General features: G+C 70.0%; 35 protein-coding genes. 1 reads left to right on the forward strand and 34 read right to left on the reverse strand.

Annotation, left to right across the window (positions count from 1 at the left end):
- Positions 1–10 precede the first annotated feature (10 nt).
- The 6 genes from Sri02f_RS10225 to Sri02f_RS10250 form a co-directional block, all read right to left on the reverse strand.
- Positions 11–4561 (reverse strand): coiled-coil domain-containing protein, encoded by a 4551-nt coding sequence (locus Sri02f_RS10225; protein WP_109000763.1) that lies wholly within the window; start codon positions 4559–4561, stop codon positions 11–13.
- 21 nt (positions 4562–4582) lie between these two features.
- A complete protein-coding gene (locus tag Sri02f_RS10230; RefSeq protein ID WP_245970584.1) occupies positions 4583–4855 on the reverse strand; it encodes a hypothetical protein in 273 nt (90 codons plus the stop codon).
- 137 nt (positions 4856–4992) lie between these two features.
- Positions 4993–5379: a hypothetical protein gene (locus Sri02f_RS10235; protein WP_109000764.1), complete on the reverse strand. Its 387-nt coding sequence runs from the start codon at positions 5377–5379 to the stop codon at positions 4993–4995.
- A 92-nt stretch (positions 5380–5471) separates the two neighbouring features.
- The gene (locus Sri02f_RS10240; RefSeq protein ID WP_109000765.1) at positions 5472–6059 is read right to left on the reverse strand and encodes a phage tail tube protein; all 588 of its coding nucleotides are present in this window, start codon (positions 6057–6059) and stop codon (positions 5472–5474) included.
- A 73-nt stretch (positions 6060–6132) separates the two neighbouring features.
- Positions 6133–6522: a hypothetical protein gene (locus Sri02f_RS10245; protein ID WP_109000766.1), complete on the reverse strand. Its 390-nt coding sequence runs from the start codon at positions 6520–6522 to the stop codon at positions 6133–6135.
- The gene (locus Sri02f_RS10250) at positions 6519–6848 is read right to left on the reverse strand and encodes an HK97 gp10 family phage protein (protein WP_109000767.1); all 330 of its coding nucleotides are present in this window, start codon (positions 6846–6848) and stop codon (positions 6519–6521) included. The genes Sri02f_RS10245 and Sri02f_RS10250 overlap by 4 nt, the downstream gene beginning before the upstream one ends.
- A 33-nt stretch (positions 6849–6881) precedes the next feature.
- Between Sri02f_RS10250 and Sri02f_RS10255 the strand changes: the two genes are divergently transcribed.
- Positions 6882–7211, forward strand: a complete 330-nt coding sequence (locus Sri02f_RS10255) for a DUF4429 domain-containing protein (protein ID WP_109000768.1) — start codon at positions 6882–6884, stop codon at positions 7209–7211.
- Here the strand turns inward: Sri02f_RS10255 and Sri02f_RS10260 are convergent.
- From Sri02f_RS10260 to Sri02f_RS10395, 28 genes are all read right to left on the reverse strand, one after another.
- Positions 7201–7563, reverse strand: coding sequence for a hypothetical protein (locus tag Sri02f_RS10260; protein ID WP_109000769.1), 363 nt, complete (start codon positions 7561–7563; stop codon positions 7201–7203). The two genes, Sri02f_RS10255 and Sri02f_RS10260, sit on opposite strands and share 11 nt — an antisense overlap.
- Complete coding sequence (locus tag Sri02f_RS10265; protein WP_109000770.1) at positions 7564–7980, reverse strand: hypothetical protein; 417 nt, start codon at positions 7978–7980, stop codon at positions 7564–7566.
- A gap of 10 nt (positions 7981–7990) precedes the next feature.
- On the reverse strand, positions 7991–8977 hold the full coding sequence (locus Sri02f_RS10270) for a glycosyltransferase family 4 protein (RefSeq protein WP_109000771.1): 987 nt from the start codon (positions 8975–8977) through the stop codon (positions 7991–7993).
- Between the two features lie 29 nt (positions 8978–9006).
- The gene (locus tag Sri02f_RS10275) at positions 9007–9963 is read right to left on the reverse strand and encodes a phage major capsid protein (protein ID WP_109000772.1); all 957 of its coding nucleotides are present in this window, start codon (positions 9961–9963) and stop codon (positions 9007–9009) included.
- A gap of 15 nt (positions 9964–9978) precedes the next feature.
- Positions 9979–10569, reverse strand: a complete 591-nt coding sequence (locus Sri02f_RS10280) for a phage scaffolding protein (RefSeq protein ID WP_109000773.1) — start codon at positions 10567–10569, stop codon at positions 9979–9981.
- Positions 10570–10628: 59 nt separating this feature from the next.
- A complete protein-coding gene (locus tag Sri02f_RS10285; RefSeq protein WP_109000774.1) occupies positions 10629–11408 on the reverse strand; it encodes a VG15 protein in 780 nt (259 codons plus the stop codon).
- Positions 11386–12834, reverse strand: a complete 1449-nt coding sequence (locus Sri02f_RS10290) for a phage portal protein (protein ID WP_109000775.1) — start codon at positions 12832–12834, stop codon at positions 11386–11388. Before Sri02f_RS10290 ends, Sri02f_RS10285 begins: the two co-directional genes overlap by 23 nt.
- 2 nt (positions 12835–12836) lie before the next feature.
- On the reverse strand, positions 12837–14564 hold the full coding sequence (locus Sri02f_RS10295; RefSeq protein ID WP_109001023.1) for a terminase large subunit domain-containing protein: 1728 nt from the start codon (positions 14562–14564) through the stop codon (positions 12837–12839).
- Positions 14557–14991, reverse strand: a complete 435-nt coding sequence (locus tag Sri02f_RS10300; protein ID WP_109000776.1) for a phage terminase small subunit — start codon at positions 14989–14991, stop codon at positions 14557–14559. Before Sri02f_RS10300 ends, Sri02f_RS10295 begins: the two co-directional genes overlap by 8 nt.
- A gap of 231 nt (positions 14992–15222) precedes the next feature.
- Positions 15223–15402, reverse strand: a complete 180-nt coding sequence (locus Sri02f_RS10305; protein WP_109000777.1) for a hypothetical protein — start codon at positions 15400–15402, stop codon at positions 15223–15225.
- Between the two features lie 281 nt (positions 15403–15683).
- Complete coding sequence (locus Sri02f_RS10315) at positions 15684–15887, reverse strand: hypothetical protein (RefSeq protein ID WP_109000779.1); 204 nt, start codon at positions 15885–15887, stop codon at positions 15684–15686.
- A 2-nt stretch (positions 15888–15889) separates the two neighbouring features.
- A complete protein-coding gene (locus Sri02f_RS10320) occupies positions 15890–16183 on the reverse strand; it encodes an HNH endonuclease signature motif containing protein (RefSeq protein ID WP_109000780.1) in 294 nt (97 codons plus the stop codon).
- Positions 16180–17061, reverse strand: coding sequence for an NAD-dependent epimerase/dehydratase family protein (locus Sri02f_RS10325; protein ID WP_109000781.1), 882 nt, complete (start codon positions 17059–17061; stop codon positions 16180–16182). Before Sri02f_RS10325 ends, Sri02f_RS10320 begins: the two co-directional genes overlap by 4 nt.
- A complete protein-coding gene (locus Sri02f_RS10330) occupies positions 17061–17660 on the reverse strand; it encodes a class I SAM-dependent methyltransferase (RefSeq protein ID WP_109000782.1) in 600 nt (199 codons plus the stop codon). The genes Sri02f_RS10325 and Sri02f_RS10330 overlap by 1 nt, the downstream gene beginning before the upstream one ends.
- On the reverse strand, positions 17657–18355 hold the full coding sequence (locus Sri02f_RS10335) for a glycosyltransferase family 2 protein (protein WP_109000783.1): 699 nt from the start codon (positions 18353–18355) through the stop codon (positions 17657–17659). The genes Sri02f_RS10330 and Sri02f_RS10335 overlap by 4 nt, the downstream gene beginning before the upstream one ends.
- Positions 18356–18368: 13 nt before the next feature.
- Complete coding sequence (locus Sri02f_RS10340; RefSeq protein ID WP_109000784.1) at positions 18369–18659, reverse strand: hypothetical protein; 291 nt, start codon at positions 18657–18659, stop codon at positions 18369–18371.
- Positions 18653–20095 carry a hypothetical protein gene (locus tag Sri02f_RS42040; RefSeq protein ID WP_174855622.1) on the reverse strand — a complete coding sequence of 481 codons (1443 nt, stop codon included), beginning with the start codon at positions 20093–20095 and terminating at the stop codon, positions 18653–18655. Before Sri02f_RS42040 ends, Sri02f_RS10340 begins: the two co-directional genes overlap by 7 nt.
- An 18-nt stretch (positions 20096–20113) precedes the next feature.
- Entirely contained in the window at positions 20114–20521 is a 408-nt protein-coding gene (locus Sri02f_RS10350) for a phage tail fiber protein (RefSeq protein ID WP_109000785.1), read from the reverse strand.
- A 161-nt stretch (positions 20522–20682) separates the two neighbouring features.
- On the reverse strand, positions 20683–20910 hold the full coding sequence (locus Sri02f_RS41135) for a MerR family DNA-binding transcriptional regulator (protein ID WP_159106689.1): 228 nt from the start codon (positions 20908–20910) through the stop codon (positions 20683–20685).
- Between the two features lie 127 nt (positions 20911–21037).
- On the reverse strand, positions 21038–21364 hold the full coding sequence (locus tag Sri02f_RS41140; RefSeq protein ID WP_159106690.1) for a hypothetical protein: 327 nt from the start codon (positions 21362–21364) through the stop codon (positions 21038–21040).
- Complete coding sequence (locus Sri02f_RS10360) at positions 21361–21558, reverse strand: hypothetical protein (RefSeq protein WP_109000787.1); 198 nt, start codon at positions 21556–21558, stop codon at positions 21361–21363. The genes Sri02f_RS41140 and Sri02f_RS10360 overlap by 4 nt, the downstream gene beginning before the upstream one ends.
- An 8-nt stretch (positions 21559–21566) precedes the next feature.
- Entirely contained in the window at positions 21567–22064 is a 498-nt protein-coding gene (locus Sri02f_RS10365) for a DUF6197 family protein (RefSeq protein ID WP_245970585.1), read from the reverse strand.
- Positions 22061–22246, reverse strand: coding sequence for a hypothetical protein (locus tag Sri02f_RS41145; protein ID WP_159106691.1), 186 nt, complete (start codon positions 22244–22246; stop codon positions 22061–22063). Before Sri02f_RS41145 ends, Sri02f_RS10365 begins: the two co-directional genes overlap by 4 nt.
- An 89-nt stretch (positions 22247–22335) precedes the next feature.
- A complete protein-coding gene (locus Sri02f_RS10370) occupies positions 22336–22527 on the reverse strand; it encodes a hypothetical protein (protein ID WP_109000789.1) in 192 nt (63 codons plus the stop codon).
- A gap of 35 nt (positions 22528–22562) precedes the next feature.
- Positions 22563–22967 carry a hypothetical protein gene (locus Sri02f_RS10375; protein ID WP_109000790.1) on the reverse strand — a complete coding sequence of 135 codons (405 nt, stop codon included), beginning with the start codon at positions 22965–22967 and terminating at the stop codon, positions 22563–22565.
- A gap of 223 nt (positions 22968–23190) precedes the next feature.
- Positions 23191–25290 carry a hypothetical protein gene (locus tag Sri02f_RS41150; RefSeq protein ID WP_159106692.1) on the reverse strand — a complete coding sequence of 700 codons (2100 nt, stop codon included), beginning with the start codon at positions 25288–25290 and terminating at the stop codon, positions 23191–23193.
- 9 nt (positions 25291–25299) lie between these two features.
- Positions 25300–26400, reverse strand: coding sequence for a hypothetical protein (locus Sri02f_RS10390; protein ID WP_109000792.1), 1101 nt, complete (start codon positions 26398–26400; stop codon positions 25300–25302).
- Between the two features lie 23 nt (positions 26401–26423).
- On the reverse strand, positions 26424–26624 hold the full coding sequence (locus tag Sri02f_RS10395; protein ID WP_109000793.1) for a hypothetical protein: 201 nt from the start codon (positions 26622–26624) through the stop codon (positions 26424–26426).
- Positions 26625–26662 lie beyond the last annotated feature (38 nt).

The raw sequence follows: 26662 nt of genomic DNA on the forward strand, positions 1-26662 counted from the left end.
GGGGACCTCCTCAGCTCGCGTCGATGACGGAGATCAGCCGCTGATGTTCCTGGCGCACCACGGCTGTCGCTTCGCCCCGGACCTTGCCGAGGAATTCGCCGCCTTCGAGGTAGAGAGCACCTTCGAATTTCGCAGGCCCGGACGGTGCGCCCAGCGCCAGGGAACCCAGCGCGCTCGCCTGCTGGCGGGTGAAGACCGGCTCCGGCCGCCCGGTGCCATTGAACGCGAGGTTCATCCCGGGCTGCAGGTAGCCCCCGCTGTCGTAGCTGCCCGGCTTGAAGCCGTACCAGGAGCCGAACAGCGAGTTGTTGTAGCCGCGCGCCCTTGACCCGACGACGACACCGTCGCCTCCGCGGCTCTCGACGTTGACGCCGCCGATGGTGCCTGCGGTGTGGCCGACGCCAGCGTTCGTGATACCGATGCGGAACGGGCTGTTGCCGTGATAGACCCACCCGGGCGGGGCCGTCTCACCGGAGAACGCCATGGTCGCCCAGCGGCGGTGAGGTTTCTGGCCTCGGATGACGGACTCGATCGCCGACATGAAGCCGGAGCAGTCCCAGCTGGGGTCGCCGTTCCCGGCCCACTGGTAGGGCAGGCCGGCCTGGGTGCGGGCCCATTTCAGGCCCGCCTGGATGCGGGGACCGCCGAGTCCGCCGCCGCCCTTCTTGTCGGCCTCCTTCGTGTACCCGAACAGAGCGTCGACGATCTTGTCGGGGATATGGCGGATGAGCTGCCCGAAGCCGGTATCCATGCCCGGGAAGCTGGCGAGCAGTGGGTCTACGACCCGCGTGACGCCTGCCCGGGCGGACGCCTCGAGCGTGTCCTTCAGCCAGGAGGCGCCCTCCTTGACCTTGTTCCAGGCGGCCGATCCGGCTCCCGCTACCGCGGCGCCGGCCGACTTGATCCATCCGAAGATGCCGCCGTCGGCGAACGACTGCACGACGCCGCCGCCCGCGTACCGCAGCGACGTGTCCGTGGACATGGGCGGGTTGCCGCCGAATGCGGGGGCCAGGGCCGCCTTGATGCCCTGTGCGCCGCGGTTGCGCGCGATCGCATTCATCGTGTTCACGAAGCCCGCGCCGACTGCGCGGGTGAACTCCGGCCGCATGATGGACTCGCCGCCGCTGAGTTCCAGCGCGCCGCCCGTCGGGGAGACGAAGCGGTGCGTGTCCCGCCCCGGGGTGTAGCCGGGCATGATGCCGCCGGATGCGAATCTGAACACGGGCAGCTTAGAGGCACCGAACGCGCCGGCCACGGCGTTCCATACGCCACGAACGCCGTTGTTGTACACGACGTCCACGACGTACTGGATGGGTGCCCGTGCGATGGCCTTCAGGCCGTCCCAGGCGGTCTTGATGCCGGACTTCGCCGAGTTGAAGGCTGCAACCGTCTTGTCTGCAAGCGTGGTCGCCCAGCCTGGGATCGTCTTCGTGAAGAACGTCCCGATCGGGGAGAGGACCCAGCGTTTGATCCAGTCCCAGGCGGATGCGAAACCCGCCTTGATGTCATCCCAATGGCGGATGATGTAGACGACGGCCAGACCCATGGGGCCGCCCAAGGCGCCCACCAGGTACGGCCAGTAGCGCTTCACCCAATCCAGGACGACCTGGAAACCGGCCGGAATCGTCTTGGTGAAGAACCCGAGGAACGGGCCCTTGAACCAGTCGACGAGCCCCGCGGCCGCGCTCTTCATCCACGCCCACACGGCGTCCACGCCGGCCCGGAACCAACCGAACTTGTTGTAGGCGTACACCAGGATCGAGACCAGAGAGATGATCCCGAGGACGATTAGAGTGAGCGGGTTTGCTTCTTGGGCGGCGTTCCAGGCCCATTGGGCAAGCGTCCACAGTTTCGTCGCGACGATGATTCCGTAGATTCCCTCGATCATCCACGGCGCCTTATCGGCGATGATGCCGATGAACTGCGCCGCACCGCCGAGGAGCTTCAGTAGAGGCCCCTGGATCGGCGAGAGCGCTTGCCCGACGTTCAGGAACGCGCTCGCGATCTTCCTCAGGGCGTCACTAAGCAGCGGACCTTTCTCGGAGGCGTACCCGAGGAACCGTTCGAACTCCGGGCTGCCCTTCAAGGACGTGCCCCACTTGGCGAACCGGCCCGTGATCGTCTGCATGCGGGACGAGATCGAATCCATGTGGGGCAGGAAGGCGTCGACCACGCCGGCCATGCCCTTGAACACGTTCGCGAAGCCGATTCCGAGCCCCTTGACCGCCGGGCCCACCGCGCTGGCCAGGTCGGCCTTGAAGGCGTGCCACCACGGAGACTTGAAGCCGCGCGAGGCCCGGTCCTGCAAGTCGCCGATCGCTTTCGCGGCCGCGAGAACGAACGGCGTCAGCCCGGGCAGGCTGGCCTTCAATCCGTTCAGGGCCCGCGTGAAGATCGGCATCACGGCAGGCTGCAGGGACCTCGACCACGCCGAAAACGCATCCCGCAATCCGAGGTACGCGGTCATCGTCGCCCGCGCGGACGGAGACAGCTTCGCCAACTCCGCCTGATACTTGGCCTGCGCGATCGCCGCCTGATCCACCCCACCGGCCGCCGACTGGGACGCCGCCTGGATCTGTCGCTGCGCCGACGCCACCGCGTCCGCGGCGTTCTGCTGCGCCACCGCCACATTCGCGGTCGCGTCGCTGACCTTCTGCTGCGCGTCGGCGACTTGCTGGGCAGTCTCCACCTGCGTGCGGGCCGCCTCAGCCTGCGCGTCCCGCACGGCCTGCGCCTGGTCGGCGACCGCCCGCTGAGACTGCGCTACACGATCCTGCGCAGTCACAACCGTCGCTGAACCCTCAACACCCGCCTTGTTCGCCTTCGCGGTGTCCGCCTGGAGGCGCTGCGTCTCCAGGCGCTGCTCCTTGAGCCGCTGTACCGCCTGGTCGTAGGCCAGGATCGCCTTCTGCTTGTCGAGGGCCGTAGCATTCGCGTTCTTCAGAACCGCATCGCGCTGGGCCGTAGCCTCCTTCAGCTGGATCTCGGCATCCCGCTGCGACAGCACCGAATCCGTCAACTGGTTGTTGAGGTCCTGCAACTCCTGGACGGCCTGCTTGCGGGCCGCCGTCAAGTCCAGCTGGGCCTTCTTCGCCGCCACCTGGGCGTCACCGAGAGACCGCTCCGCATCCTGCACCTGCCGCGCGGCCTGCGCATTACGCTGCGCGGCCTGCACCACTGCCTCCGCGGCCGACCGCTTCGCCTGCGCCACCTGCTGCTGTGCCTGAGCAATCTGCCGGGCGCCGTTACGCTCGGCCGTCGCCAACGACTGCTGCGCACCCGCCAGCTGCAGTGCCTTTGAGGCTCCCTGCGCCGCTGTCTGGCCGCCCTTGTAAGTGGCGTTCGTCGCCGCGTCCTGGGCGGCCTTCTGGGCCTGTAGCGTCGACGCAATGCCCTTGAACGCCGGAATCGCTACCAGGGCGATGCCGCCCAAGCCGGCGGCTGCGGCCACACCTGCGGCGGCGATGGCACCCAGGCCGGCCGCCACCACAGGCAGGACCGGCAGGATCGCCGGACCGAACAGGATCGCGGCCGTGGTGAGTGCTCGAAAGCCGGATGTCGACGACGAGGTGTCCACGTCGATGTGCTGTCCGTCCAGCCGGTTCACCGCGGCCTGGAACGCGACAAGCTGCGCAGATGCTGCACCTGCGTCGACCCGCACGGCCACGTTTGCGTCCTGCGACGACAGACGTGCCAGCCGGGCCTGAATCTCGGTGATCCGGGCCAGGGCCGCGCCAGCGTCAAGATCGACACCGATGCGGGCGTCGCGCAGCGACGTCAGCTGCGCCCGAAGACGAGCGATCTCCACCTCTGCGGGTGTCGTGTCCGCACCGATGTTGATGTTCGGCAAGGACGCCTCGGCCTGCGCCACCGCGGCGCGCAGCCGAGTCCCGAGCTGCCCGTCCGTCTCCATGCGGATCCGCAGCGGATCTGCTGAGACCTCGTCGATCTGAACCTGAAGCGCCTGCAACTGGGCGATCGCCCGGGCCGTGTCCGCCCGCACCGCGACATTGGGGTGCGCGGCGCCGATACGGCGCAACCGCTCCTCAATGTCTGCAGCCTGAGCACGCGCCGTCGCCGCATCGATGTCGATGCCGACCGTTTTGTCGGCCAGAGATTCCAGCTTGGCCCGCAGTCGGGCCAGGTCGGCGTCCACGCCCGTGTCGCCGAGCTTGACGTCCAGCTTGGGCATGCTGCGGAACGCTTCGGTGAGCTTCGCCCTCAGCGAGCGGGCGAAGGCCCCGCCGGCCTGCTCGCCCTGCTTGGCGGCCGCCGGCCGAGCCTGCTGCCCACCCTGCGTGATACCGCTCGTAATGGAACTGCGGATCGACGCCGTGATGCGAGCGGCGATCTGCTGTCCTAGCCGCTGGCCGATCCGCTGACCGATCGTGTCCGAGATCGACGACGTCATGGCCGGACCGAAAGCCCGCCCCGCAGCGTTGCCCGCATCCTGGCCAGCGCGCGTCGCGGCCGGTACCAGCGCGCTCTTCAGCCGATCGTAGATCCCCCGCGTGTTGGGGATGACGTCGACCTCGACCGAGCCTACGGAGATAGCGGGCACCGGGAGCCTCCTCCCAGCGCCCTACGTGGCGCCTCTGTTGAGCAGCTCGAACAAGGTGTTGGCCTGGTTGTCAGACATGCGCTGCCGGACCTCGGCCGGCTTCGCGCCCGGTCTGCGGATCGGCTCGGGAGCCTTGGGCCGCTGCGACTTGTGTTCGGTGTTGACGCTGATCAGCACGTACTCCAGCCGCGACACCCGGTCCGCGATCACGGCGAGGAGCTGCTCGGCTTGCGACCAGCGCCCCTTCTCGGGTTCACCCTTCTCGGACTGCTCGGCCAGCTCTTCATCCGACATTCCGTTCCGTAGGGCGGTCCACGTCGCCGACTCGGGCGGCAGGTGCTGAATGAGGATGCGCAGACGCCGCCAGGACATGGCGCCGCGGTGCACGTCAAGGAGGTCGACGCCCTGGTAGTAGCGCAGCAGGTCTGCCTCTATCGCCTCCGCGTGCGCCTCGACGACGGAGCGGGTCCACGCGATTTCCCCAGGCTCTCGCCGGACTGCTCTGCGGCATCCTGGGTGAACTCCAGGAACTCGACGATCGTCGGATCCATCTCCAGGTACAGCTCGTAGTCGTCGGGGTGGAAGACCTTCTGGGCGAAGGCGTCAAGATTGCCCGCGTTGAGCAGGCGCTGCCACGAGATGCGCCACGCCGACGGCGGGATGATCTGTACGTCGTCGCCGCACAGGGTGGCCGTGACGTAGTTTTCGGCCTCGATCTCCTGTGCTTCGGCGGCTGTAACCTCCGGTTCCTCGACGGGCCGGCGGGACTGGGGGCGGGCGGCCGCCTTACGGGCGGCCGGACGGGGATTTGCGGCCATGGCGCGGGACTCCTTCTGTGACGGCGCGGGCAACGTGCAGAGGTGGGCGGGCCGGGCCCGCGCCGGCTGGCTAAACCAGCCCGCCCACCCGCTCAGGAACCCGTGTAGGCGGGCGTGGCGGGGATCTTGTCGACGTGGTAGACGGTGTTGCCGGCCTCGTCGGGATAGGTCGTGATCGTCCACTCGTAGCCGGACATCTCGTCCTGCTTGAAGGAGACATCGGAGCGGTCGTTGATCTCGCCCTGCGGGACGTAGAAGCCCTTGTAGGCGTCGCCGTCGATGACGAGGAACCAGAACGCGCGGCGGTCGGGAACGGGCGAAGCGGTCTCGGCGTACTTGGTGAGACCCGTGCCATCGGGCACCAGATCGGCCTGATCCAGGCGGTAGTGCAGGGACTGCACCGCGACCCTGGACGTCTCCCACACCGTGAGCTTGAACGTCCTCACCGACTTGGTGATCTGCGTGCGGAACGGGCTGCTGAGGCCCCACGGGGTGAACTCCTGGGAGTTCTCGTCGAAGCCGTAGGTGAGGCCGTTGTCGGAGATGGCGCCGAGCGGGGCCCACGGGGCGAGGGGCTGGGTGAGCGGCGAGTTCACCGCGGGCGTTCCGACGGGCGCGACCCACCCCCCGCCGTTCGCTCCGACAAGCGCCAGGTCCGCGGCGCGGGTGATGTTGACCATGAGATGACTCCAGACATGGAAGAGCCCGCGCACGGGCGGGTGGTGAGGGTCCGGCGCGGGCCCGGGTTCCCGGTCAGGCCGGGTGACAGAAGATCTCGTAAGTGGCACCGACTCGGCGGAGGCCAGTGTTCTCGTAGGGGCGTACAGCCGGGAGCGTCAGGCATCCCGTCCGCCCGATGACGGCTGTTGGGCTCGACGACCCCCGTAGCTGGCCGGTGATCCAGGCATGGACCTCGCGGGCCAGGGTGAAGGCTTCGGCCCGGCTGGCCGCGTACACGTCCATGTCGACGAGGAAGCGGGCGAGCCGGACGCCGTCGTCGCCCCCAGCGGGAAGCTGCTCGAACTGGATCGTCGGCAGTTCGCTCAGCAGGTCGTTGTCGAGTTCGTCGCGCACCACCGCGTCCGGCCACCGCTGCTGGGCGCGAGGGATGAGCTCTGCCTCGATGTCGATGATCGCGGTCACTGGTTCGTCCCGCCGATCTGGGCGGCGCGCAGCAGGACGTGATGCGCGTGGACCTTCTCGGTGCCGTACTCCACCCAGCGTGCGTAGTAGGCGGTGTTGCGGACTGTGGCGGTGGCCCGGTCGCGGTGCCGGCCGCCGCGCGAAGTGCTGTCGACTTCCCAGGATGCCTTGTAGTGGCCCGGGTGCGGTCCGCGGTCGTCCACCGGCGAGATGGCCTGTGCGACACCTCTGATGATCTCGGCGCGGCGCCGCATCTCCGCCTCCATGGACGGCATCCGGAGCATCTGGCCCACTCCTTTGCGCTTCATCTTGAAACGCGCTGCCATACCCTCAACTCCTCACGGCACTAAGGGGGACGTATGGACGTCAAGGGCGTCATGGCCGCGATCAGCTTCGACGGCGACTGGGTCACCATCACGAAGAAGGAGCTCGGGCAGCAAGACCGGCACCACAGGATCAGCGTCCGGGACATCACGGGCACCACCTTCAAGCCGGGCAGCTGGCTCTTCCACGGCTACATTCAGCTCCTCGTGGCTGGCTCTCTACCGGCTTGCGAGACGAGGGGCTTCTTCGGCGGCAGGCCTCCGCGGTCGGACCGCAACAGCCTGAGCATCTCGCACAAGCGCAACGACGAGGCCAAGAAGATCGTCGCTGCGATCGAAGAGGCCCGGGTCCGCCTCAGCCCGTGACCCGGTCGGCGGCGAACTGGATCGGGCCGCGCGTGCCGGTGAAGGGACTTCGGCCCCAGTCGCCGGGCTCGCCCGTGATGTTGCAGTCGACTCCCCTGATGCGGGCCCGGTCGGTGGTCCGCAGCTGCGCACCTGCGGGCGCGTACACGGTCCAGCCGACGATGACCGTGTCGCGGGCTTGCTGCTGGTCCCCGCCCACCTGCGGTGTCTCGGCCCGCGGGGTGACGACGCAGCCCTTCAGATCGAAGGACTCGTCCGGGCCGGGTAGCGGCTGCCCGCGGTTGTCACGGCCGGGCGAGGCGCCGGTGCGCAGGATCCGCACCGTTTCCCCGAACGGGTACGGGGCAGGCACCTACACCCACCCCCAGCCCGGCTCGTACTCCAGCGGCGGCCCGTAGCCCTCGTCGACCGGCCAGGTCGGCGACGGGTCCGCCGTGGCCGGCGTCGGGTCGACGGTGAAGGCGCCGCCGCGGCCGGCCAGCGATTTCAGGGCCGTCTTGTCGGCCTTCGTCAGATACAGGCCGCCCGAGCCTTGCGGGCGCTGCACCGACATGGGGCCGATCGTCTCGTAGGACACCTGCTGCGGGTTGACGTAGCCGCGGCCGGCGACGGACAGGACGACCGCGGTCGCCTGATCCGGCAGCGGCTTGATCACGGTCTCGCACAGGGCGACCGCCTGGGTCAGCAGAAGGTCGGCCCGGTCCCCGTTGATCTCGGAGAGGTCCAGGAAGAGGCCGAGCTCCGCGGCAGTCGGGGGCACGAACACCATCTGCGCCTCCTCAGGCCAGAGACTCCACCGCGTCGCACCAAGCAGCCAGATCAGGCGCGGGATCCAGCTCGGCAGACCGCGACCTCGCCCGCTTCGCGGCCAGCCGGTACTCGGCACGGTCTGTCAGCAACCTGCGGATCACGGTCTCGTAGCCGTCGACGTCGTGCAGGTCGACGAACACCCCCGCCTCGGAAAGGGCCTCGCACAGCCCCGGGGTGGGGTGCGCGATCACCGGAATGCCCGAGGCGAGCGCCTCCACCCCGGCCCGGCCCCACGACTCGTAGGAGGACGGCATCAGCAGCACCTTCGTGCGGCTGTACACCGCGTCCCGCATCTCGTGGCCGCACATGTGGTCGATGACCTCGACGTTGGGCAGGTCCGGGACGATCTGCTCGCCGTAGGCGCCGACGACCGCCAGGAACTCGACGTCGGGCATGCGGCGGGCCAGCTTCCCGAAGAGCTCGCCGCCCTTCTCCGCATTCAGGTTGATCAGCGTCACCTTGTTGCCGGGCTTCGTCCGGTACTCGTCGGCGAAGACCGGCGGCCGGACGATGACCTCCCGCCCGGGCCGGACGCCCCTGGGGTACTCGGCGAAGAACAGCTCGGCCTCCCTCGCCATCCACTGCGAGTTGTAGACCGCGAGTGCCGTGTCCCCGGCCGCCATCTGCCGGAACGACGGGAGGTGCGTGTTGTGGCAGACGACCGCCAGCGGCTTGCCGTATCCGCGGGCCAGCGCGCCGGCCGACGGGACGTTCTCCAGGTGGGAGACGACCACGTCCGCCTTGCGGATCGCGGTGGCGGCGTCCAGCCGGGTCTGCAGCGGCACCACTTGAACGCCGTCGAGGTCGTACTCGGCACGGTCGTCGGTGTAGCGGGACAGCCACACCGACACGTCGTGACCGCGCTCGACGAGGGCCCGCAACATGCTGTGGACCATCCACTCGGCGCCGGCGTTGTGGCGGGGCGGGTAGCCGTGCAGCCGGGCGACGACCCGCATCGGCGCCCGACCGCCCTCCCCGCCCGACGTCACGAGCTGCCGCCCGCCGCCAGGTACTTGACGAACGCCTCCTCGTCGCCGAGGACGAACCCGTAGTACGCCTCCGCCAGGAGGAGCACCAGGTTCTCCTGGAACGCGGAGTGGACGCCGCCGTCCTCGTCGATGTACGTGGCCTCGTTGCTGACGCGGATGTTGATCTCCATTCCGACGCCATACGCCGTCTGGGACCAGTCACCGCCAATTCCTCGAAGGCCGGTGTCGACGGTGCCGGACTGGCGGCGCAGCTTCCCGGACACGGCACGCGAGTAGGCGACAGGCTCGCCGATGAGCGAGCCGGCGAGGGCTGCTCCGGTACCGGGCTGGGTGGTGTCGACCAGGATCGGCCGCCCGGTGGTGTCCGTGGCGCCGAGCAGGCTGGGCTTCATCCGGTAGTCGAGGACGGTCCCGGTGTAGTCCCAGTCGTCGTCGATGATCTCCTTCTGACCCTTGACCAGGTCTCCCCAGATGCCGCCGTTGGCCTGCGTGGTCCCGCCAATGGCGACGCTCTTGCTCGTGGCGGCCAGGTAGTCCGGGAAGGGGCCGGTGGCGCCCTTCATGGTCTTGCCGTGGATCGTGGCCCGGTCGAAGGCTCGGGCGAACGCGGTCGGCAGATCGCGCTCCAGCTGCGCCCAGAGACCGGCGGCATTGGAGCGCACGACCTCCATGGCGGCGGGGATCAAGACGGCGATCTTCTTGCCGCTCATCGTCTTGACGTCCACGCCGCCGGTGCCCAGCGGCTTGCGTCCGGCCTGCTCGACCCAGTCGGCGGTCGGCACGTCGAGCGGCACCGGGATCGCCGTGTTGGCGGTCATGGACAACGGGACCCGGTTCGACAGCGCCATGACCGCCGACTGCTCGGTGGACTTGGCGAAGATCGGCCCAATGAGCTCGGGCGGCAGGAAGACGGAGTTCAGGTCGGAAGTCTTGATCGGGTTCGTGTGAGCCATCGGGGGCTACCTCTCTCAGCGGCCCTCAAGGGCCTTCTGCATGAGCCCGGCGAACACTTCGCCGCGACTGTTGGGGGTTCGGTTGCCGTTGCCCGAGGACCCCTGCGTGCGGTCCGGAGCCGGACGCCGCGGGGAGTTGTCGGCAGGCTTCGCGAGGTGCGGCTTGCGCTTGAGCAGGTCGTCAAGGCTGGCGCGGATACCGTCGGCGTCGATCTCGCCGTCGGCGTCGACGAAGGAGTCAAGGTCGAGGAAGGCGTGCGCGTCGTCCGGGTCGGCGAACCCGGCGGCCGCCAGAGCCCGCACCTCCGAGCGCACGGCGCGCGCTTGGGCTGCCTTCACGCGCTCCTGAACGGCGGTGAGCTGCTCGGTGAGCCGCTCCTGCTCCGACTTCTGCGCGTCCTCGAGTTCCTGCGCCTTCCTGGCCAAGGGTTCCAGCTCGCCGGCCTTCGTGCGGTACTTGGCCGCCTCCCGGCGCAGCTTCTCGATCTCCTTGCGCGCTGCATCCGGATCGGCCCACGGGTCCGTCTTCGCCTGCTCCGCCTCCAGGGCGGTGGTGGGCTCCTGCGGCTCCGTCTCGACCTGCTCGGTCTCCTCGTTTTCGGGCATGGTGAAGTCGCCCTCCAGGGGCTGAGAGAGGCCGCCACCAGGGCGGCCGTAGGGGTCGGTCAGTACGAGCCCGGCAGCGGATTGCTGTCGTGCTCCGCCAGCGCCAGCCGGAACCGGCGGAGCTGGTCTCCCGGGTGAGGCGCCGCGAACTCGCGATAGATGCGCTCCCACTCCCGGGCGTGGTCGGACAGCTCGAACCGCTGCCCCTTGAACACCGGGATCACGCCGCAGTGACAGCCGTCGTGAGCCCGGAAATCTGCCGTCTCCCGCTTGTAGACCGCGCCGCGAGAGGCCAAGAGTTTGCAGAACGCGCACGCGCCGCGAGCCGCGGATCGCGCCCACGCTGTCGCCTGCCGGTCCTGCCGCACCGCCTCCTGGACGGTGCCGCGGCCCGTGTCCGTGACCAATTTCTGCGCCACCTGCTCGGCCTTCTTCTCGGCCTGCGCCAGCCGCACATCGATCGGCTCCAACTGCGCTGCCGTCGTCGCCGGATCCTCCGGGTCACGCGGCCATAGATCCTTCGTCGCCCAGCGCAGCGACGCCTCCGTCTGCTCACCCGGTGGCGGATCAGCGACCGGCACCGTAAACGGGCCCGGAACGCCGGCCGCCTCCCGCTGGGCGTCGTAGAAATCCGCCGCCAGCGCTGACGACGTCCGCGAGTACTGGGCGATGACCGTGTCCATCGCCGTAATCCAGTCCGGGACCGATTCCCGCAACCTGGACGGCAGGATCAGACGCCGCAGACCTCGCACCTCCCGGATCAGGATGCGGGTCAGCCCGATGCGCGCCGCGCGATACCGGTCGGCGTCGCCGCCGCTATCCGAGACCGCTGCCGCCACCGGTCACCTCCGCCACAGCGGGCACCGCCTGCGTCGCGCCCAGCGCGGCCAACCGATCCATCAACTGGCCGCCGGACGCGGCTGCCGCGCTACGGCGCCGCTCGGCGGCCACCCGGCGTCGCTGATCCTCCGACAGCCCCGCCATCTCCAGGACGACATCGCCGTCGGCCGGCAGGATGCCCGCCTGGACCATCTTCACCGCGGCGTCGGTCTGCGCGGCGATCGTCGGCGTGGCCGGGTTGCGGAACACGCACTCGATGCGCCGCTCCTTCGGCGGCGGCTCACCGTCGCGGAACCACAGAGCGAGCCGCATCGCGTCCCGGTGCGTCGCCGAGAAGCGGCGGACGCGCCGCTCGGCCTTCTTCACCAGCGCGCCCTCAGCGGAGCGGATCGCGTCCGCACTGGCCGGGTTGTCGCTGGTGTAGCCGAGCATGTGGGGCGGCACCGACAACTGCGACGACATGATCCGCGCGTACAAGTCGATGATCTTCGTCATCCCGGACGGGTCGTGCGCGGCGAAGGCACCCACCGTCGGCACCTGGCCATCCTCATCCCGCTCCAGCGCCAGAACGCGACCGATGTACGTCTCCCACGCCGACTTGGCGTTGCCCTCCGCGTCCTGGAACGCGGACTCGGAGGCGCCGAGAATGTAGCGCTGCGGCGCGCCGAAGAACTCCGCCTGCACCTCGATGCCCATCAGCCGCCGGCACGCCGCATCCGTGATGCTCATGACCTCGGGCGTGATCTCCGACCGGCCGACACGGTCCGCCGTGCGCTGCCGGTTCGCCATCCGCAGCACCGGCGGCATCCCCAGATTGTGAACGTCCCGGTCGATGACCTCCCAGCCGCCGTCGACCTCCACCGCGAACACCGTCTGATCCGGCAGATACAGCGTCGCCAGCCGGTCCTCCGGCGCCAGCCCGTAATCCAGGCGGTCGCCCTGGCACTCCCGCAGCGCCGACGTCGCCATCCGCAGCCGGGCATCCCAGAACAGGGTCATGTCCAGCGGCGACTCGAACGTCACCAGCGGCGGGTCATCGCCCTCGCCGGAGCCCACCGAGACGTACTCGCGCCCGTAGGTCAGGGCGTCGAGGTGTGCCAGGCTGGCCTCGTCGAACCAGTCGTTGGCCTCGGCGATCTCCGTCAGCGCGGTGGCGTCAGAGCCGTCCGCCCAGCGGAACGCCTCCAGATCCAGACGCTGCTCCAGCGCCTCCACGCCGATCCGCGGCCAGCCGATCACCGTGTGCAGGCCCTTGAGCTGCGGCGGAATGCTGATGCCGAGATCCCGGACGATCTGCTCGCCGTTGAAGTAGGCGTCCAGAAGCTCCAGCTTGAACCGCTGCGTCAGCAGATCCGACCGCAGTGCCGTCAGCAGCTGCACCTCGTCGTCCGACAACGTCAACAGAGGCAGCTCGGGAATGGTCATGCTCACCGGAGGACCACCACCCTTCCCTTGCCGCGGACCGTCGACCGCTTCACCCACGCCGGAGAGTTCATGACCATGCGGCGCAGCATCCGCGCCCCGATCGCGCACACCGCCAAGTCGACTTTCCGGGCCGACTCACGATGCTCCTTGCCGATCGTGTAGCCCCAGGCGTTCGTGCGACGCCGGGCGTTCGCCACGTGCTGCCGCAGCAGCTTGTGGCCGTCGTGCGTGAGCTGCCGCTCCAGTACGTCCCGGTAGAAGCGGTCCACGGCCTCCGTGAACGTCTGCTGGCGGCGCCGGTCACGCATGTCCCACATCACCGCGTGCTGCCCGTGACCCGAGCTCACAGCCTTGAGCTTCAGCCGCTTGCCGTAGCGCTGGGCCCACGCGTCGATGTAGCCGTCCCAGTAGCGCTCGCCGTCCGCGTCATCGTGGCCGGCGCCCGGGTCGGCGAAGAACGCCAGCGGCTTGTACAGCGCGAACACGCGCTCCACGACGCCGTCGACTTCCTCGCGCGGCACCCGCCACGGCGTGCCCTCGGGCCAGTTCGCCGGCTTCTGCCACACCCCGAGCGTCTTCACGAACCCGTCCGAGAGGCGGCAGCCCACCAGGCCCGTCGCGTCGTCGGACTTCGAGCCGTCGAAGAACAGCACCAGCTCGTCGCCGTCGGCCAAGTCGATGCCCTGATGGCAGGCGTCCCACTCATAGGGGGCCAGGAAAGCATCCTCGGCGGCCACGATCTGGTTGAACCAGAACCGGCGGCTACGGCTGGGGGGGTTGCGCACGTCGAGGATCGACGCCTTCAGCCGCTCGATGTCCAGCCACGTCGAATCCCCGCGCACGGCGCGCAGCGTCGGCTCGATCCACTCCTCGACCAGCTTCGCCTCGGCCGGAGCCTCCAGGCTGTCGTAGAACAAGCCCGTGTCGGCCGCCCGGCCGGCCGCCGCCGACTCGAACGCCTCCCGCGTCCGCTCCGCCACCGAGTCCTCGCCGGGCTCGAAGGCGTTCGTGTTCGCCAGCGTCCGGGCCTGCCCGTCAGCCGACTTGGTGGCGTTCCGCTCGATGACGGCTGCCATCTCGTGGCCCTGGTTCGACTCCACCCAGTGGTGGGTCTCCCCCAGGTTGACGGCTGTCGGCCGCCCGCCTTCGAGAGCGCGCGGCGACGAGGTGACGGCCTCGATGCGGGCCCGACCCTTGTCGGCGTAGATGATCTCCTTGCCGAGGTCGATGCGGAACTCCTCGATCGCCCGCTTCGACAGGATCGACGGGAACAGCGTCATCGTGTTCCGCGTCTGGTCCTGCGATACCGCGGCGATCTGCACCCACGCCGCTGGATGCTGCGCCCCGAGGGGCTGGCCGGCCGGGACGCCCCAGGGGTTACCGTCGTCGGCGACTCCGAAGAAGCGGCACGGGCCGACGAACTCGAACGCCGACCACGTCGCGATCAACGGATCCTTGCCCCAGCCCTTCAAGCGCTGGATCACGCCGTCCCGCCACAGGAACCGGTTCGTCGCCGGGTCCATCGCGTACCACCACAGCGTCAGCCGAGCCTGCTCCGGGGTGTACTGCCACGGCTTACCGGCGTAGTGCTGCAGATACGTCGCCGTCCACGCCAGGCACTGCCAGCCGAGGGTGTACTCCGGCAGAACGAACCGGCCGTCCGGGCCGCGCTTCCACGTCGGCCCGATCGTGAACGGCTCGATGACGGCGGGGACTTCTTCGTCAGCCACCCGCGAGGTCACGGTAGGCGTCCAGCGGCCTCACCGAAGCAAGCTGCGGACTGGACGGCTTGCGCTCGAGCTCGATCCGCGCCCGGCGCCGGTCCCCCTCGGTGGTGAGGAGGCGGGCCATGACGCTGTCGAGGGCGCTGACGTACTGGCCGTTCGGCGGCCGGTCCGAGGACAGGCCCCGGGACATCAGCTCCGCCGCGTACCGGGCCATCGCCCAGTCCGACGGCTGATAGAAGACGGCCTGGCCGGACTCCTGCAGCGACAGGTACCAGTCGGCGGCGATCGGATGCCACAGCGGATCAGGCTCGGGCAGGTCCGGCAGGTCAGTCGGCGGGCCGGCCGGGGCCTGGGTCAGCTTCGGCCCGTCGTCCTTGTTGCGGCGCCGGCGCTCCTCGCTGCGCTTCGGGATAGGTCCGTGTGCGCCCATGTCGACCTCCAGGGTCAGGCGCGCCACCAGGGCGCGGGGGGCAGGTGAGATGCGCCGGCCGGGCCCGCCACCAGGGCGGACCTTGATCGCGCGGCGCGTTATTGCAGGCCGGAGGCCTAGGGAACCCGTACAGATTTTCAGGTGCTATACGGTCCCGATCCCAAAAAGATCATGATCAAGGTAACCCCCCCAGGTGATCATGGTCATGATGATCATGGATTTCCTGATCATCTAACCTTGATCAACCTGAGCTTCGTGGGTCCAAGCGTGAGCCCACAGCTCGGTCAGGTCGGGTTCGAGGCTGATCGTCTGCTGGTGATCGCTCACGCGTGCAAGCTCAGCTCGCACCGCGATCGGTACGACGACGTCGCACTCGGGACACTGGACGTGCAGCGTGCAGGTGCCTGCCATGCCTGCCTCCTGGGTGCCGCGTCCGGCTGCCTACCTGCTCCGCCTGCCCACGTTGGCCCTGCTGCCCGTGCCCACCCCGGTGTTGCGGATGTGGAGGAGCTGGCAGTAGCCCTTGGCCCTGGCTCCCATGTACTTGTGCAGCTGGCGTGTACACCTGGTCCAGTCGCCTGGCGTGTTCCACCTGATCTTGGCTCCGCCGGCTCCGGTACTCCAGTACCTGCGCAGCGTTGCGGCGTTGCCTCGCTGGCTGCGGCTTCCTCGTCCTCGTGCTGCCACAGTGATCACCCTTCCTGCGGCGCGGGCTCCTGGGTGTCGTCTACCCGCTGGATGGACGCCCCTTGCCCGCAGGGGATGGCCACGCATACGCCGTCCGCATCGGAGAGGATCGCCCAGCCTGCCTCGAAGTGGAGGGCGAGGGCTGAGTCTTCGATGAGGACGTCGTCCCGCTTCTGATCGCGGGGGTGGACGATGAGGTAGGCGGGCACGGTCACCTCAGTCCGGGGTGCTGTTCGGGCGGCCGGGCCCGTCCGGGCCGGGGGTTGGCGCGCCGGGCGTCGTTCCCTTCCCGGCTGCTCTTCTGGTCGTGGCAGGGGCCGCACACGCCTTGCAGCCTGTCGTCCACATGAGCGTCGGTCTTGGCTTCGATGTGGTCGCAGTGCGTCGACGGCCGCACCCCGCAGACCTTGCAGACCGGATCACGGGCGAGGATCCGGGCCCGGATCTGCCGCCAGTTCGATGGCAGCCGGGCCTTGCGATCCGAGCCCTGCCAGCCGCCGCTCACGACGCGAGAGCCCGCCTGACGCCCTCTTCGAGGGTGACCTGTGGAGCGTAGAAGCCGAGCATCCGTCCCGGGTCGCACACCCGGTGGTGTACGCCGCGGGGCGCGTCGGTGCGGTGCTTGAGCTGAGGCCGGTATCCGGCTCCGGCGCAGACGATGCGGGCGAGGTCGTCGAACGAGGTGGCCCTGCCCCAGCCGAGGTTGACCGGGCCGGTCACGTCAGCGTCCAGGCCGGCCAGGACCGCGCCGACGAGGTCGTCGATGTGGATCCAGTCCCGCGTGGAGTCGCCGCTCCCCCATATCTCGAAGGGGTCGTCGCGCCGCTTGGCCCGGGCGACGAACGCCGGGAACGGGTACGCCTCGTCCTGGTCCTCGCCGTATCCGGAGAACGGCCGCGGGATCAGGATCCGGCAGCCCTCAGCGGCCGCATAGGCGGCGAGCTTCTCCCCCGTCAGCTTGGCCCAGCCGTAGGTGGCGTCGGGCTCTTCCGGGAACCGGGGGTCGATGTCCTCTTCGTACAGCTTGCGCACGTCGCCGGGCTGCTGGAGGGCGACCGGGTAGGCAGCGGAGCTGGAGAAGTACACGGCTCGCGGGGTGCCAGTGCGGACCAGCCAGCGCATGTACCAGGCGTCGAGTGCCAGGTTGGTGGCGACGCCGAGCGGGGATCCGTCGATGCTGGCCCGACCGCCGACGATGGCCGCGCAGTGGATCGCGAGGTCGTAGCGGGTGTCATCGGTGCGGAAGAAGTCGAGGGCATCGCCTTGCCGGACGAACACCGTCCCCGCTAGGTCGAGCCCGAGGACGTCGTCGCCCCGGTCGAGGAGTGCACGGTGCAGGTGGCGGCCGACGAAGCCGGACGCGCCCGTGAGGAGGACGCGCATCAGCTGCTCGCCTTCACGGCCCGGTAGACGCCCCACGGCAGCCCGCTGTCGACGGGCTCCAGGCCGATCCGCTTGCAGGCTTCGGTCTGCTGCTCGGCGGACCAGGTGGTGACGCCGATCCAGCTGGCCGCTTCGGCCGGCCGGTCGGAGACGGGCCAGTCGAGGACGAGGATCCCGCCGAGCTTGGTCGCGGCCCGCAGCTTGCCGACGATCGTGAGGCAGTCGTCGTAGCTGTGGTGGATGAGGACGGCCAGGCTGTACACGGCGTCCATGCGGCGCCGGCCCAGGTGAGCGGCGAGCCCGTCGGCTGCGGCGTGCACGGTGGTCATGGCCGGGGCGCAGTCGGCAAGCCGGTCGAGCATCCGCTGAGACGCGTCGACGGCGGTCACCTCGTAGCCGAGATCGGCCATGGGGATGGCGACGCGCCCGTCACCGCACCCGAAGTCGATCAGCTTCGCCCCGGCGGGAATGACAGCCGCCAGCAGCTTGGCCTGTGCTTCGCCGGACGCCCAGTAGGCCTCTTCGGAGACGCTGCGGGTGGGGTGGATGGCGTCGGGGTCGGCCTGGTCCCAGGCTGAGATGACGTCGTCGGCGCTCATGCCACCTCCTCCACCAGGGCTCGCAGCTTGGCGAGGTCGGCTTCGAGACCGCCTTCGTCGCGGTAGGCGTAGTAGGCGGTGGCGTCGGCCGTGGCCTGCTCGGAGCTGTTGCACTCCTGATAGCCGGCGTCCATGGCGGCTTTGCCGTTCGCCGGGTGCATGTGCTCGATGACCACGTCGCCGAGGTAGGTGATCCGCTCCATACCGCGGCCCCAGTCGAGCCAGACCAGGTCGAGGCAGAGGTGCACGAGGGACGGCGGCGCCATGTAGCCGAGGGTCTGCACGATGTCGCTCGTCATGGCGGCCGCGGTGGGCATCTGCTCGCCCATGAGGAGGTCGTTGCCGTAGACGACGCCGGGCCCGCCGGAGAGGCAGACGCGGAAGCGCTCGTCCCAGCCGGCCGTGCGGGGCCGGTGGTCGTCTCCCATGAAGGCGAGGAACCGATAGCAGGCAGCCATGGCGACGGCGGCCTCGTTGAGCGTGCCGCACAGTCGGAGCCGCGGCCCGGTCACCCAGTGGATCCCCGGCTGGTTGATCTGCTCCATGTGCTCGCGGTAGCCGGCGAGCATCGGGTCGTCGTCGTCGACGGCGAACAGGAGGTCGGCGGTGGCTCCGGTGTTCCGCCAGCAGTCGAGGATGGCGGGGACGCTGTCGGGCCGTCCGCGGGTCGGGATGATGACGAGGAGATCGTCCATGGCGCGGGCTCTCCTAGGTGATTCTCAACGTGCCGGCTTGGCGGGTGATGTTCTCGGCTCCGGGCGGGTCGACGGCGATCCACACCCGGTAGGTGCCGCGGGTGAGGGCGAGCGCTCCGCCGTCGGGCCCGACGAGCAACCGGGCTTCGCCGTCGGCCCATTCGGCGTCGTGCCACTCGGCGTCGGTCGGGTTGTCGGCGTGGAGCACGATGGCGATCTGTACGGGCGCGCCGGTGAGGTCGACCCCGGCCGGGGCGGTGACGGGGATGTGCAGGTACTCCGTCGAGGAGGCGGGGATCAGCACGGTGCACCCACCTCCCAGCCGCTCGGGTGCGGGGCCTGCACGGTCCAGGCGGCCGCGTGCGGCTGCCCTGCCCTCCACGGGCTGTAGGGGGCGCCGATGGTGACGTCAACGTCGTCGTGGGATCCGAGTACGGCGCCGCTGGCGGTGAGCGCGGCCGTGGCGGCGAACGCCGCAGATCCTGCGGTCGCTGCCGTCCCTGCCGCCGCGAGCACCGCAGCAGCGTCCAGCGTGACCCCTACCGCCGCCGTCCGGACACCGGCGGCGGCGAGTCCCGCCCTGGCAGTGAGGGTGGCGGTGCCGAGCACGGGCGGCGCGCCGGTCGTCCCTTCGGCGGTGAGCGTGGCCGTCGCGGTCAGGGCGGCGGTCCCGCTGTAGCCGGCCTGCCCTTGCGCGGTCAGGCTGGCGGTCGCGTCCAGGCCGGCGGTGGTCGAGGCGCCGCGCAGTCCGGTCGCTGCGAGGCTCGCTTCGGCCGCGAGCGCCCCGTCGGCGGATGCGGCCCTCTGCCCGGTGGCTGTGAGGTCTGCTTCGGCGGCGAGCGCTACGCCCGCGCTGGCGCCGACCGCGCCTGCGGCGGCCAGGTCGGCTGAGGCGGCGAGGCCTGCGTCGCTCGACGCGCTCCGGACGCCGTCTGCGGCGAGGCTCGCCGACGCGGCCAGTGCGGCAGTCCCGGTTGTGGTGCGGGTGCCGCCTGCCGTGAGGGCGGCGGTGGCGGTCAGGCTCGTGTCGCCGCTGGCGGCCCGGACTCCGTCTGCAGTGAGGCCGGCCGTAACAGTCAGCGCTGCGGCACCTGCTGCGGCTCGCTGGCCGGAGGTGGCCAGGCTGGCGGTCGCGGTGAGCGCAGAGGCTCCCGCAGTACTGCGCGCACCGGCCGCGGACAGCGTGGCGCTGCCCGAGAGGGCCGCGTCGCCCGTGGTGCCGGAGGTGACGTCCCCCGCGGCGAAGTCGTCGAACTTGATCGCAGATGACGACTCGGAGCGCAGGCCGACGCTGGTCCCAGTGGGCACATTGGTGTCGGTGACCGAGACTCTCTGGATGCCGTTGACGAAGCCTTTGATGGTGCTGCCGACGGCCTGAATCTTCGCGACGTCGCCCGGCGCGGCGGCCACGGCGTAGCTGCCGATGCTGGTGAAGCTGCCACCGACGACGCTGAACAGGGTCCAGTTCGACCCGTCATTCCTCCACAGGTAGCCCTGGCTGATGTTCGAGTTGCCGCGGCACCACACGCCGTGGCTGACCGCCCCCGTGGCGGCGATCGTGACCTGCGCGTAGTGGTCGTTGGTGGCCATCGCCCCGGCAGCGCGCAGGATGATCGTGCCGCCCGCCGAGCCGGGGCTCAACTGGCTGGAGACGATCGACCAGTCGCCGGAGACCTCGACCCAGCTGGCACCGAGGCTGGTGGAGTTGGCCCGGTTGAAGTCGTCGGTGAAGGTCGTCATGGCGACGCCTCCAGGCCGCTACGCGGATTGCGGAGTGAGCGCTACCCCGAGCGTGGACAGGGTGAAGGTGTCCGCGGACGCCCAGGCCTTCGACGCGGTCAGGGCGACCGAGAACAGAAACGTCCCAGCGCTCGACGCCGTCCACACGGAGATATGAGTGAGCGTCTCCGACGTGCCGCCGTTCGTCCACGCCGACGGCGGCGTGCCCAGCGACAGCGCCGATCCCGACGACGAGGACGAGAAGACGAAGCTGTTGCGGGTCGTCGAACCGACGCTGACGTTGGCGGTACCGGCCGCGCCCGGGTCGCCGGTGTGCAGCTGGACGAACGTCCCGGCGACCGCGCTGTAAGCGGCGCCGCCGTTGCCGGTCGTGCGGAGCGTGTTGAGCCAGCCGGACACCAGGCTGGGGGCGAGTCCTGCGGTCACTGCTCAGCCTCCTCAGGCTCCGGGTCGATGGCGTCGGGTTCGGGCTGGGCCGGGGTTACCTCGCCGGAGGCCTCCAGCCGCAGCACGTACTCATCGGGCATCGCAGCCTCCAGACGGGGAGTCCCGCCGTCCACGACGGGGTGGCAGGGACGACGGGACGATCAGGCGGCGCGGGATGGACGACCGGGCTTGACCTGTGCGGCGGCCTCGACAGTCGGCAGGTGGTAGAGCGGCTGACCGCCTTCGAGGCGGACGCGCTCGATCTTCCCTCTGCTCTCCCAGACGCGGATGGTGCCGGGTTTCACGCCGGCCGCCCGCGCGGCTTCCCAGATGTCGCCGAGGTCGCGCTGATACAGCGCGTGCAGCTCGGGGTTGGGGAAGGTCGGCATGCCACCTCCCGGTATGCGAGAACCCTCGCCGGGATGCTCACGGCGGGGGTTCGGGATGCGCTTGCGACGGGTGTTCCACCATCGATTCCGGAGGTTACAGTTTGAGCGATCAACTAGCAAGTAGGTGCTAGCAGTCGTCCTCGCACCCGCAGTCCTCGGGGAGCTGTTGGCAGTACGGACAGCGCCAGCAGTCGCAGCCGCACGGGCGCAGAAGGCCCACGCAGGAGCACTGGCACATGCCCTCGCCGCACGGTTCCTCCTCGACCTCATGGTCAGTGACGGTGTCATCGGTGGTGGCAAACCAGTCGCGCCCCTTGCGGGCGCTGTCCTGGCGGACCCAGTCGGCGATGAGGGTGCGGGCTTCGGCCTCGGATGAGGCGCGGACGGTTCCGGCGGCTTCGCCATCATTGTGCTTGCCGTCGCCGACAACTGCCGACCAGTGGTAGGTCTTCACCGCGCCCAGCGGCGGGGCTCGCATTCGGCGGCGGCACCGAGGATCTGAAAGGCGATCTCCTGTTCGTCGAATCCGGCTTTCTTGGCCTGCTCGACGAGCTTGTCGGCGGCCTTCTTGCTGCCGCGGCCGAGGATTCCGCCGCGCTGGAGCTGGCGGCCGGCTTCGCGGATCTGTTCGGGGGTGGGCTTGGGCATGGGTCTCCTTAGAGGTTGCGGGCGTGGGCGAGTTCGGCGGCGCGGTCGAGGTATCGGTCGGCGAGGTGGAGGGTGGCGCGCTGGTCGTTCCATGCGGGCACGGAGGTCGCGTCCGGGAAGTCGCGGCGAATCGCTTCGAAGAGGACGGTGACGGCGTCGTCGGCAGCCCCGGCGCTGGCGGCGGCCCGGATGGCTCCCATGAGGCAGACGGCGCCCTGTTCGTCGCGGAGCGCTCCGGCGCACCAGCCGTTGTTCTGCAGGTGGTTGCGGGCCCGCCACAGGGTGGCGGCTACGGGCGTCGGGTAGGGGCACGGCGCGATGGCAGGGGTGCGAAGGGGGGCGGCGTCGACGTGCGGGATGGGGTCGATGGGGATATGGGCGGCGTTGACCTCGATGGCGGCGGAGGCGTTGGCGAGGCGCACGTTCATGGCGGCCTCGGCGAGGGCGAGCCGGGTCTCGAAGTCGAGGGCTGGCGCCGCGGCGGGGGACAGGACTGCGGTGGTCACCGGCTGGCCTCGCCGTTCCCGCGGCACTCCTTGCAGGGCACGACCCGCTGGACGCCGCCGAACGCGGTGTAGAGGACGCCGTTGCCGGTGCACTGCCAGCACAGTCCCTTGGCGGTCGCTTCGCCCGGGGAGAGGGCGCCGTTCCGGGCCTCCCACTGCTGGTCCGTCATGCGTGATGCCATGATGGTGATCTCCTGTTCGGTCTGGTTCGGGCAGGGTGGGCGGGGCGCCCCTGGTCGCTTCCAGGCATTCGAGGGGCGCCCCGGCGGAGCTACAGGTCTTCGCCGAAGCGGACGGCCATGGTGGCGTCGAGGAGCTCGGCGGCTTCGCTTCCATCGGTGGTGCGGGTGTCGAAGCGGGCGGTGACCTCGCGGACGATGCGGTCGGTGGTGGCGCGGTCGCCCCGCCTCTTCGCGGCGACGTAGTCCTTCACGGACTGGTGCTTGTACTGTGCTGCGGCCATCGGATGATCTCCTGTTCGATCTGGTTCGGACGGGGTCAGACGCGCCAGCCGCCGAGGCGACGGCGGGTCTTCGGGTCGGAGCTGTCGCGGACCTGCTTCTCCAGGCCGCGGATCTCCGCCTCGTCGAGGACGGCCTCGTAGCCCTTCGGGAGCGGGCCGGCGACCTGCGGGGCGGGGGCGGCGACGTTGCGGACACCGGCGGGCGGCGCGTCATAGACGGGCCCGGCGAGGCGGCAGAGGTCGACGGCGCTGTAGCCGGACTCGGTGCACGGGCTGCCGGTGAAGGGCAGCCGGCTGGTGAAGACGTGGGTGGAGGCGAGGTAGGGGTCCTCGTAGGGGGCGATGTTGCGGGCGACCTTCAGGACGACGTAGTAGGGCTTGCCGAGCTTGACCTCGCGGGCGAACCGCTTCGCGTCGCCGGGCTTCCAGGACTTGGGCATGGGTGAGGCTCCGTTTCTGGTTTGCGGTGATTTGTTCCCGCTGATCAGGTCTGCTCAGCGGGCGTTTGCGCAGGTCAGGGCTGCTCTAGAGTCTGATCAGGGGGCGCTCAGAGCAGTCGGTGAGCAGGTCGTGAGCAGTAGCGTGAGCGGCTGTGACCTGCGGTTTTGCGGCCTGATCAGGGCTGAGCAGGTCCTGATCAGGGGTGCATTCTTCGCGTAACGGTCACAACAGGGCGGTCAGCTTGGCGAGCTTGTAGCCCCGCGGGTTCTGCTCGTCACCGATCCGGCCGAGCGTCTCCGGGGATCCGGCGCCGCCCTCCTTCAGACGGGCCTTCACCTCGTCGACGGTCCACCCCATATAGGCGGTCTCGAAGTCGCGCAGGGCCAGCAGGAGCGCCTCGGTCTTCATCCGGTCGACGCCCGCCTTCTCCATGACAGCGACCGCGTCCTCGACGACCGCGCGCGCAGGCCCGGCGGCCAGCTGCGCGCGCACCGTCGGCGCGGCGTCACACAGCTTCAGCAGCTGGTCCCACGTGAGCAGCTCGACCGGGGCCGGCTTCTTGATGTCGCCGTCCTTGTCGTACTCCGCCTCGACGTACTCGGGCAGGTCGACGCCGCGCATCGCTTCGAGGCTGATCTGGTCGGGCTCGACGAAGCCGGCGTCCCTGCGCTCCTTGGCGAGCTTCCGCAGTGCCGCGGCGGGCGTCTCGTGCACCTTGTACTCGATCGGCTCGTCCGCCATGCCGGGAACGCCCTGGATGAAGATGTGGCCGGCATCCTTGGGGTCGGTGTCGGTGGCCGGGGACAGCTTGTGCGGCAGCCAGCCCTCCGCGACGGCTCCGTCGCCGAACAAGGCGCGGGTGTCGCCAACCTTGCACGGGCCGACGGCCTTGAGGGCGACCATCTGGGCGAAGTTCTCCCCCAGGTAGGCCTTCTGGCCACCCTGGGACGCGATCTCGAGCTCGATCAGCTCCTTGCGACCCACCAGCAGCAGGTCGAACGCCAGCCTCTTCGCCAGCTCGGTCGCCTTGGGGAACTCGTCGAAGAAGATCGTGACGGCCGGGTGTTCGGCGCTGGCGATCCACTTCTTGCCCATGCCGAGCTTCTTACGGAGTCGGGCCCGAGCCTTGGACATGACGAGGAAGAACAGCAGGACGGCTTCGATCTGCTCGTTGGTGCGGGCGGTGAGGCGGACGCACTCGCCGAGGTCTTCGAGCCCGTCGCCGTGCGGGTCGAGATCGATGGTGATGTTGTCGCGGCATGCGGTGGTGCCCTCGGCGAGTGCTTGCAAGATGCCGGTCTTGCCGCCGCCGGACGCGGCAACCCACAGGCCCATGACGCCGGCCAGCGAGATGTCCAGCGGGTCACCGCCGACCGAGGTCCCGATGCGGAATCGGTCGGTGATCGACAGGGACTTCGGCGCCCGGTAGGGCATGCCTGGGGCGGTGGCGAACGGGTCGCCCTCGACGAGGCGGAGGATGGCGCAGGCCCGGCGCTCGACCATGGGCTGCGGCCGGACGCCGTTGGTGGGCAGGTCAAACCGGGTCTCCAGGCCGCCAGCCTTGGCAATGATCACCTCTGGGGTGCCTTCGGAGACGCGGACCTTGCACTGCCAGCCCCACGGCTGCCGCTCCACGTCCCACACTTCGACGACCGGTACGTTCTCGGCGACCATCGCGAGGAGCACGCACATCGCAGCCTGCTGCGGCGTCTCGGCGCGGCGGATCGGGAACGGCTTCGCACCTTCGGGAAGGTCGTCGAGCGTGACGGATCCGTGGCTGCGGACCGTCTCGTCGGCGACCAGGCCGAGCACCTTGTCCGCGCCGGGCTGGCTGCGGTCGCGGCCATGGAAGGCGCCGAGTCCCCAGGCGCTCGCGGCGGCGGCCAGGTCGAGCCACAGGCTGCCGGTGGCGAGTCCGAACATGCCGCCCCCGGTGACGGCCGCGGCCACGCCGGCGGACTTGCCGGTGAAGGTGAGGCGGTGCCGCTTGTACTCGGCCCGCAGCCCGGCGCGCTGGGCCTTGAGGCGGGCTTCCCGGTCGACGTCGCCGGCGGCGTCGCGGATGGCCCGGTCGGTCGAGGCGATCATCTGCGGGTAGTCGTCGTAGAAGCGGGTGAGCCAGCGGCGGCCGAGCTCCCGGTAGCCGCGGACAGTGTGCGGCAGCAGGGCCAGCTGGGCGACCCGGTTGGTGCGTTCGGCGATCACGCGGATGGAGGCGGCCGGCTTCCGGGTGGCCGCCTCGTCCTTGAAGACGGGCGTCACGGCGGGCGGCGGGACGAGCGACAGCATCGGGCGCTCATCGTCGGTCAGCGGGGTGGCCATGACGGGTCCTTAGTGGTGGTGGCCGTTGACGGCGAGGCGGGTCCGGGCTTCGTGGCTGTGCTGCTTCTTCGCGACGTCGCCGAAGGGGACGCTGTCGCCCTTGGTGCGGCGGTGCGGCGGAGGCGGCTTCCGGGGCCCCTTCGAGGCCTTCTCCGGCGCCTTGTTCACGGAGGGGGATAGATCGCTTACGACCTGCGATTTTTTCGGCGTCTCGAACCGCTGCACGGGAGCCGGGTGGAGCAGCTCCAAGAGGCGGCCGCGAGTGCTCACTGGGGAACCGTTCGCGGCGTCCATCGCGGCGGCGTAGGCCTTGCTCGACGCGAGCTTCTCGCCGTGCAGGGCCGGGGTCATGCCGGGCGTCCGGGTGCCGTACTTGATTTCCCACGCGGCCGCGAAAGCGTTCTCGAACGACAGCGTGCCGTAGGGGGCCGCGGACACCAGTTGCTTCGCCAGGCCGACGACGTCCCCGTGGTCCTTGCGGCGCCTCTTCTCGTGCCGGGCGCGCGCCTTCTCCTCGGCCCGCTTCTTCGGATCGACGACGGACGCGGACAGGGTGGACACCCATTGCCGGATTTCGAAGACAGCCGGGCCCATCACGGTGACGCCGGCCAGCCCCCACGCGACGGACGCGTTGGTCTCGGCGCCGTAGGTGTAGTTGATGCTGGCCGCGTAGCCGGCCGCGCCCATGGACAGGGCCCGCAGGAGCCACCGCACCCAGGCGGGCAGCTTCCGCTCGTCGGCGTAGGCGACGCCGGCGGCCATCACCCAGGCGGCGCCTTCGAGGGCGAACGGCAGCGGCAGCAGCATCACGCTGATCTTCACGAAGTGCGCGACCTGCGCCGGCAGCGACGCCAGGGCGGACGCGGCGACGAGCGCGAGCGTGCCCTTGCGGTACACGTTGCCGGGGGTGAAGGTCTTCTCCCGGCGGGCGGCGCGGGCCTGGCGGCGGGCCGCGCGGTCGCGGCGCTGCTGCGCCTCGTCCTCGCGGCGTTCCTTCTTCGCCTCGCGCGCTTCCTTGCGGCGCAGCTCGGACTCGAACGCGCGGTCCTCGCGCCGCTGCTGGGCGTCGGCGACCTTGTCGGCGCGACGCTCCTCGAACCAGCTGCTCACGGGTGATCAGTCCTCTCGGGGTGTCAGGCGGTGCGGGCGGGGGCGGGCCGGTGCGTCCGCCAGACAGCGATGGCGGCGAGCAGGAGCAGGGCGGGGCCGGGGATCGCGGTCAGGAGCGTGGCCGCGCCGACGCCGACGAGCACGACGGGGGTGGCGGCGGCCGGCCAGGTGCCGACGATCAGCAGGAAGAGGACAACGAGCGGCCAACGGAGCTTGCGGATCATGACGACCTCACTCGGGTCGAGGCGGGATGGTGGGGTGG

The organism is Streptomyces rishiriensis (assembly GCF_003112535.1).
GTDB lineage: Bacteria > Actinomycetota > Actinomycetes > Streptomycetales > Streptomycetaceae > Streptomyces > Streptomyces rishiriensis.

Coding starts and splice junctions, on each gene's coding strand:
- Sri02f_RS10335 (WP_109000783.1), bottom strand. CDS start 18,355: ATGGACGATCTCCTCGTCATCATCCCGACCCGCGGACGGCCCGACAGC.
- Sri02f_RS10240 (WP_109000765.1), bottom strand. CDS start 6,059: ATGGTCAACATCACCCGCGCCGCGGACCTGGCGCTTGTCGGAGCGAAC.
- Sri02f_RS41150 (WP_159106692.1), bottom strand. CDS start 25,290: ATGGCCACCCCGCTGACCGACGATGAGCGCCCGATGCTGTCGCTCGTC.
- Sri02f_RS10235 (WP_109000764.1), bottom strand. CDS start 5,379: ATGGCCGCAAATCCCCGTCCGGCCGCCCGTAAGGCGGCCGCCCGCCCC.
- Sri02f_RS10255 (WP_109000768.1), top strand. CDS start 6,882: ATGGACGTCAAGGGCGTCATGGCCGCGATCAGCTTCGACGGCGACTGG.
- Sri02f_RS10250 (WP_109000767.1), bottom strand. CDS start 6,848: ATGGCAGCGCGTTTCAAGATGAAGCGCAAAGGAGTGGGCCAGATGCTC.
- Sri02f_RS10300 (WP_109000776.1), bottom strand. CDS start 14,991: ATGGGCGCACACGGACCTATCCCGAAGCGCAGCGAGGAGCGCCGGCGC.
- Sri02f_RS10370 (WP_109000789.1), bottom strand. CDS start 22,527: ATGGCCGCAGCACAGTACAAGCACCAGTCCGTGAAGGACTACGTCGCC.
- Sri02f_RS10305 (WP_109000777.1), bottom strand. CDS start 15,402: ATGGCAGGCACCTGCACGCTGCACGTCCAGTGTCCCGAGTGCGACGTC.
- Sri02f_RS10275 (WP_109000772.1), bottom strand. CDS start 9,963: ATGGCTCACACGAACCCGATCAAGACTTCCGACCTGAACTCCGTCTTC.
- Sri02f_RS10360 (WP_109000787.1), bottom strand. CDS start 21,558: ATGCCCAAGCCCACCCCCGAACAGATCCGCGAAGCCGGCCGCCAGCTC.
- Sri02f_RS10290 (WP_109000775.1), bottom strand. CDS start 12,834: ATGACCATTCCCGAGCTGCCTCTGTTGACGTTGTCGGACGACGAGGTG.
- Sri02f_RS10375 (WP_109000790.1), bottom strand. CDS start 22,967: ATGCCCAAGTCCTGGAAGCCCGGCGACGCGAAGCGGTTCGCCCGCGAG.
- Sri02f_RS10330 (WP_109000782.1), bottom strand. CDS start 17,660: ATGAGCGCCGACGACGTCATCTCAGCCTGGGACCAGGCCGACCCCGAC.
- Sri02f_RS10280 (WP_109000773.1), bottom strand. CDS start 10,569: ATGCCCGAAAACGAGGAGACCGAGCAGGTCGAGACGGAGCCGCAGGAG.
- Sri02f_RS10270 (WP_109000771.1), bottom strand. CDS start 8,977: ATGCGGGTCGTCGCCCGGCTGCACGGCTACCCGCCCCGCCACAACGCC.
- Sri02f_RS42040 (WP_174855622.1), bottom strand. CDS start 20,095: ATGACGACCTTCACCGACGACTTCAACCGGGCCAACTCCACCAGCCTC.
- Sri02f_RS10230 (WP_245970584.1), bottom strand. CDS start 4,855: ATGTCGGATGAAGAGCTGGCCGAGCAGTCCGAGAAGGGTGAACCCGAG.
- Sri02f_RS41145 (WP_159106691.1), bottom strand. CDS start 22,246: ATGGCATCACGCATGACGGACCAGCAGTGGGAGGCCCGGAACGGCGCC.
- Sri02f_RS10395 (WP_109000793.1), bottom strand. CDS start 26,624: ATGATCCGCAAGCTCCGTTGGCCGCTCGTTGTCCTCTTCCTGCTGATC.
- Sri02f_RS10265 (WP_109000770.1), bottom strand. CDS start 7,980: ATGGTGTTCGTGCCCCCGACTGCCGCGGAGCTCGGCCTCTTCCTGGAC.
- Sri02f_RS10325 (WP_109000781.1), bottom strand. CDS start 17,061: ATGCGCGTCCTCCTCACGGGCGCGTCCGGCTTCGTCGGCCGCCACCTG.
- Sri02f_RS41135 (WP_159106689.1), bottom strand. CDS start 20,910: ATGCCGACCTTCCCCAACCCCGAGCTGCACGCGCTGTATCAGCGCGAC.